This is a genomic window from Mesorhizobium sp. M7A.F.Ca.CA.003.01.2.1 (genome assembly GCF_003998945.1).
Classification (GTDB): domain Bacteria; phylum Pseudomonadota; class Alphaproteobacteria; order Rhizobiales; family Rhizobiaceae; genus Mesorhizobium; species Mesorhizobium ciceri.
In genome coordinates this window covers 1-5,708 of the sequence record NZ_RZRA01000298.1, presented here as the reverse complement: position 1 = coordinate 5,708, position 5,708 = coordinate 1, and the positions used below count along the sequence as shown (strand labels likewise).

General features: G+C 65.1%; 4 protein-coding genes. All 4 read left to right on the top strand.

From position 1 onward, the window contains the following. The first annotated feature begins 291 nt into the window (after positions 1-291). Positions 292-2,703: an FAD-dependent oxidoreductase gene (locus EN969_RS14165; RefSeq protein WP_063169866.1), complete on the top strand. Its 2,412-nt coding sequence runs from the start codon at positions 292-294 to the stop codon at positions 2,701-2,703. An 82-nt stretch (positions 2,704-2,785) separates the two neighbouring features. Beyond that, positions 2,786-4,039, top strand: a complete 1,254-nt coding sequence (locus EN969_RS14160) for a sarcosine oxidase subunit beta (protein ID WP_063169865.1) — start codon at positions 2,786-2,788, stop codon at positions 4,037-4,039. 70 nt (positions 4,040-4,109) lie between these two features. Further along, positions 4,110-4,376, top strand: coding sequence for a sarcosine oxidase subunit delta (locus EN969_RS14155; protein ID WP_013528149.1), 267 nt, complete (start codon positions 4,110-4,112; stop codon positions 4,374-4,376). After that, on the top strand, positions 4,373-5,708 hold a 1,336-nt coding region (locus EN969_RS14150; RefSeq protein WP_127419192.1), incomplete at its 3' end, for a 2Fe-2S iron-sulfur cluster-binding protein. The genes EN969_RS14155 and EN969_RS14150, both read left to right, overlap by 4 nt.

Genomic DNA, 5,708 nt, shown 5'->3' with positions numbered 1-5,708 from the left:
TTCACCGGCCAGGAGCCTCCGGCGGAGGATGTCGAGGACTTCTCGCGCTATGTCGAGAAGACGCTTTCGCGCAATCGATAGTACGGGCCGCTCGGCCGCCGCGGCCTGACGATTTCGCGTCGTGCATCGGCCCAATAGCAAGCACGGTTGCTGCCGACAGCAGCAGAGGAGCCCTCTGCCGTATCGGCGCAGAGCGGCGCACGGGCGCTCATTCCGCTGTCCGCCAACCTCTAGACACATATGTACAATACCGATAGGGTACGCCACACTGGCTGGGTGGAGTGCGACAGGATGAAATCCCAATATCGGGCGATCGTCATCGGCGGCGGCGTGGTTGGAGCCTCGGTGCTCTATCACCTGGCGAAGTTCGGCTGGAGCGACGTCGCGCTGATCGAACGCGAGGTGCTGACCGCAGGGTCGAGTTGGCATGCGGCCGGCGGGTTCCATGCGCTGAACGCCGATCCCAACATCGCCGCCCTGCAGGCCTACACGATCGACCTGCTCTCCGAGGTCGAGAAAGAATCGGGCCAGAGCATCGGCATGCACATGACCGGTGGCATCTCGGTCGCCTCCGCGCCGGAGCGCTGGGAATGGTTGAAAGCGTCATACCGCATCTTCCAGACCATGGGCATCGACGATGTCCACCTGGTCGGAGTCGATGAGATCAAGCAGCGCTGCCCGATTCTCAACACCGATGGCATGCTGGGTGGACTCTATGCCGCGCGCGAAGGCCATATCGATCCCTCGGGCGTCGTGCACGCCTATGCCAAGGCAGCCAGGCTGCGCGGCGCCGATATCATCGAGCACAACCGCGTGCTGGCACTCAACCGCCGCGCGGACGGCGGCTGGGACGTAGTCACCGAGAAGGGCACGGTCATTGCCGAACACGTCGTCAATGCCGGCGGGCTGTGGGCCAAGCAGGTCGGCCGGATGGCCGGCATCGACCTGCCGGTGTCGCCGATGGAGCACCATTATCTCGTCACCGAGGCGCTGCCCGAAATCCAGGCGCTGGACAAGGAATTGCCGCTGATCGTCGATCTCGAAGGCTTCACCTACATGCGCCAGGAACAGAAGGGCCTGCTGCTCGGCATCTACGAGATCAACCACAAGCACTGGAACATGGATGGGGCGCCGTGGGATTACGGCATTGAACTGATCCAGGAAGACACCGACCGCATCGCCGACGAGTTGGCCCTCGGCTTCAGCCGATACCCCTGCCTGGAGAATGCCGGCATCAAGCGCTGGGTGAACGGCGCCTTCACCTTCTCGCCGGACGGCAATCCGCTGGTCGGCCCGGTGCGCGGGGTTCCCAACTACTGGGTGGCGTGCGGCGTCATGGCCGGTTTCCTGCAAGGCGGCGGGGTCGGCAAGTCGCTTGCCGAATGGATGATCCATGGCGAGCCGGAAGCCGATGTCTACGGCATGGACATCGCCCGCTATGGCGATTTCGCCTCCAACCGCGAATACATCAGGCAGACCACCGGGCAGTTCTATTCGCGCCGCTTTGTCATGAGCTATCCCAACGAGCAGTTGCCGGCGGGGCGGCCCTTGAAGACAGCCGGCGCGCATGACGCGATGGATGCCGCCGGCGCGCGCTGGGGCAATTCATGGGGCATGGAAGTGCCGCTCTATTTCGCGCCGCATGGCTTCGTCGAGACACCGACGCTGAAGCGCTCCAACGCCTTCGACATCGTCGCACAGGAGTGCCGCAAGGTGCGCGAGGGCGTCGGTCTGCTCGATATCACTGCCTTCTCACGCTACGAAATCGCCGGGCCGCAGGCGGAAGCTTGGCTCGACCGGCTGCTTGCCTGTGCGCTGCCCAATCCGGGTCGCGCCAAGCTCGCGCCTATGCTCGGCGAAAACGGCAAGCTCAAGGGCGACCTCACCGTCTTCAACTGGGGCGATGGCTCCTGGTGGATCATGGGATCCTACTATCTGCGGCAGTGGCATATGCGCTGGTTCGAGCAGCATATGAGCGACGGCGTCACCGTCCGCGACATTTCAGACGCGGTCGTCGGTTTCTCGCTGGCTGGTCCCAATGCGCGAATGTTGCTTGAGCGCCTCACACATCAGGACGTTTCGCACGAGGCCTTTGGCTTTCTAGCCTGCAAGACATTGGATGTCGGGCTGGTGCGGGCCAAGGTCGGACGGCTCTCGGTCATCGGCGAACTCGGCTACGAGATCCATTGCCAGGCCAATGAGCACGCGGGCCTGCGCCGCGCTCTGCTGACGGCAGGCAAGTATCTGGGCGTCACCGAATACGGCTTCAGCGCGGTCAATTCGCTGCGGCTCGAAAAGAGCTTTGGTATCTGGTCGCGCGAGTTCACGCAGGACTATACGCCCGATGAGACCGGGATGGACCGCTGGATCGCTTTCGACAAGGGCGATTTCATCGGCCGCGAGGCGGCCCGGAAGGAGCTGAAGGCTTCATCGAGGCGCACGCTGGTGACGCTCGAAATCGACGCGGCGGACGCCGATGCCAGCGGTTACGAGCCGGTCTGGTATAGAGGCAAGCTTGCTGGCTTCGTCACCTCGGGCGGCTACGGCCATACGGTCGGCAAGAGCCTCGCCATGGCGCTGGTCGAGCGCGAAGTGGCTGATATCGATACGCAGTTGACAACCCACATCGTCGGCGTCGAAAGAGGTGCGCGCGTCATCGCCTCGTCGCCATACGATCCACTGGGCAAGGCGATGCGGGCATGACCGATCGAACCGGTGACGTCGGTGCGGAAGACCATGCGATGATCCACGTTTCTTTCCGAAAATCAGGCCGGTCCGGCACGTCATGACCACACGCTATTCCGCCTTTTCGCTGTTCAAGGAGGGCCTGGCCGGCCAAACCGGCTGGCAACCGGCGTGGCGCTCGCCCGAGCCGAAACTGTCCTATGATGCGATCGTCATCGGTGGCGGCGGCCATGGGCTGGCAACGGCCTATTACCTGGCCAAGAACCACAACATCACCAGGGTAGCGGTGCTGGAAAAAGGCTGGATCGGCGGCGGCAACACCGGCCGCAACACCACCGTGGTGCGCTCCAACTACTATTATCCGGAGAGCGTCGAGCTATACGGGCTGGCGCACCGGCTCTATGAGGGATTGTCGAAAGAGCTCAACTACAACGTCATGCTGTCGCAACGCGGCATGGTCAATCTCTGCCACTCGACCGGCGAGATGGAGATCGGCGCCCGCACCGTCAACGCCATGCAGATCAACGGCATCAATGCAGAGCTGTTTTCGCCTGACGATGTGCGCCGGGTGGCGCCGATCTACAATTTTTCACCGGACGCACGCTTCCCGGTGTTCGGCGGTATCTGGCAAGGCAGGGCCGGAACGGCACGCCATGATGCGGTCGCCTGGGGCTATGCGCGGGCCGCAAGCCGACTCGGCGTCGACATCATCCAGAACTGCGAGATCACCGATTTCATCATCGAGGGCGGCCGCTGCCGTGGCGTCCAGACCTCGCGTGGCGCGATCCGTGCCGAGCGTATCGGCATGGCGGTGGCCGGGCATTCTTCGGTGCTGGCGGCCAAGGCCGGCTTCCGCCTGCCGATCAATTCCTATGCGCTGCAGGCCTGCGTGTCCGAACCGGTCAAGCCGATCCTCGACACGGTGGTGCTGTCGCCCGGCTGCGGCGTCTATGTCAGCCAGTCGGACAAGGGCGAGATCGTCATCGGCGGCGGGCTCGACCGCATCCCCTCCTACGCGCAGCGCGGCAATCTGCCGACGCTGGAGGGGGTGATCGCCGGCCTTTTGGAGATGTTCCCGATCTTCGGCCAGCTCAAGCTGATGCGGCAATGGGCTGGGATCGTCGATGTCGTGCCGGACTCCTCGCCGATCATCGGCCCCTCGCCGCTGCCCGGCCTGTTCCTCAATTGCGGCTGGGGCACGGGCGGCTTCAAGGCCATTCCCGCAGGCGGCACGCTGCTGGCGAACCTGCTGGCGACTGGCGAACACAACCACATCAGCCGTCCGTTCGACCTTGATCGCTTCGCCAGCGGGCGGCTGATCGACGAAGCGGCCGGCTCCGGCATCGCGCACTGATGCATGTCGCCCAAAAGTACGCAGCGGTTTGGGGAGAACGACATGCATAAAGACGAAGATTGAGGATTTTATGCAGCTTTTCCCTTGCCCATTCTGCGGCCCGCGCGACGAAACCGAATTCCACTATGGCGGCGATGCCGGAAATGCGCGGCCGGATGGCGCCGATGTGCCGATCGATCGCTGGGCTGATTACCTCTATCTGCGCACCAATCCGAAAGGCACGGCGCGCGAAATCTGGGTTCACATGAACTGCGGCGAGTTCTTCGTCATGGAGCGCGACACCGTCACCCACAAGGTGCTGTCCTCGGCCGCACTCGGCGGGGAGCACGTCGCGTGACCGCCTCGCGCCTTGCCACCGGCGGCAGCGCCATCGACCGCTCGCGCCCGATACGCTTCAGCTTCGACGGCACCACCGTGCAAGGCTTTGCCGGCGACACCATCGCCTCGGCGCTGCTGGCGGGTGACGTCGCGGTCGTCGGCCGCAGCTTCAAATACCACCGGCCGCGCGGCATATGGGGCGCCGGCGTCGAGGAGCCAAATGCGCTGGTCGATCTCGGCGGCACGCGGGCGACGCCGAACACCCGCGCCACGACCGAGCCGGTGCGCGACGGACTGGTGGCGAAAAGCGTCAACGCCACGCCCAGCGCACTGGCCGACCGCAACGCCTTCCTGGACCGTTTTGCGCGCTTCATCCCGGCCGCGTTCTACTACAAGACCTTCATGTGGCCGGACTGGCACAGGTTCGAGCCGCGCATCCGCGCCATGGCGGGGCTGGGCACAGTCGACGCCGACTGGACCTCGCCCGGCATGGCCGACCAGATCAACCATCATTGCGATGTGCTGGTTGTAGGCGCGGGACCGGCCGGGCTGGCGGCGGCAGGGCTGGCGTCCGGTGCTGGCCTGACCGTCACACTGGTCGACGACCAGCAGAGCCCCGGCGGATCGCTCGGCCATCGTGCCGCGGAGATCGACGGCAAGCCGGCGGCCGTATGGGGCAAGGAGACGATTGCCGGGCTTGCCGCTGGCGGTCACCTCATCCTGCCTTCGACCACCGCCTTCGGCATTTACGACCACAATCTGGTCGGGCTGAACCAGCGTCATCTCGACGGCCGGCCGGATACGCTGTGGCGGGTCAGGCCGCGCCAGATCGTGCTGGCGACCGGCGCCATCGAGCGGCCGCTGCCTTTCGCCAACAACGATCTGCCGGGCATCATGTCGGCGGATGCGGCGTTCGCCTATCTCCGGCGCCACGCTGTGCTGGTCGGCCGCCGCATCATCGTCGCCACCAACAATGACAGCGCCTATGAGGTGGCGGGGGCGCTTGCCGAGGTTGGCGCCGAAGTCAGGCTTGTCGATATCCGGCGTGACGGCGCGCCTGCGGCGGCGGCCAATGTCCGGCTGATCAAGGGGCGTTCTCTCGCATCCGCCAGCGGCAAGCTGCGCGTCGACGGCGTGACGCTCGACGACGGCACGAGGTTCGATGCCGATTGCGTTGTGGTCTCCGGCGGGTGGACGCCGACCATCCATCTCTTCGGCCAGGCCAAGGGCAAGCTCGCCTGGAGCGATGCGCGCGCGGCCTTCCTGCCGGGCGAACCGGTCGGCGGTATCGCCGTGGTCGGCGCCGCAGCCGGCGCGGTCTCCTTGTCGGAGGTGTTTGCCGGCGTGGGAA

What these genes read in the sequence shown, in the direction of transcription:
- EN969_RS14165 (WP_063169866.1), top strand. Translation starts at nt 292, where the DNA reads ATGAAATCCCAATATCGGGCGATCGTCATCGGCGGCGGCGTGGTTGGA.
- EN969_RS14160 (WP_063169865.1), top strand. Translation starts at nt 2,786, where the DNA reads ATGACCACACGCTATTCCGCCTTTTCGCTGTTCAAGGAGGGCCTGGCC.
- EN969_RS14155 (WP_013528149.1), top strand. Translation starts at nt 4,110, where the DNA reads ATGCAGCTTTTCCCTTGCCCATTCTGCGGCCCGCGCGACGAAACCGAA.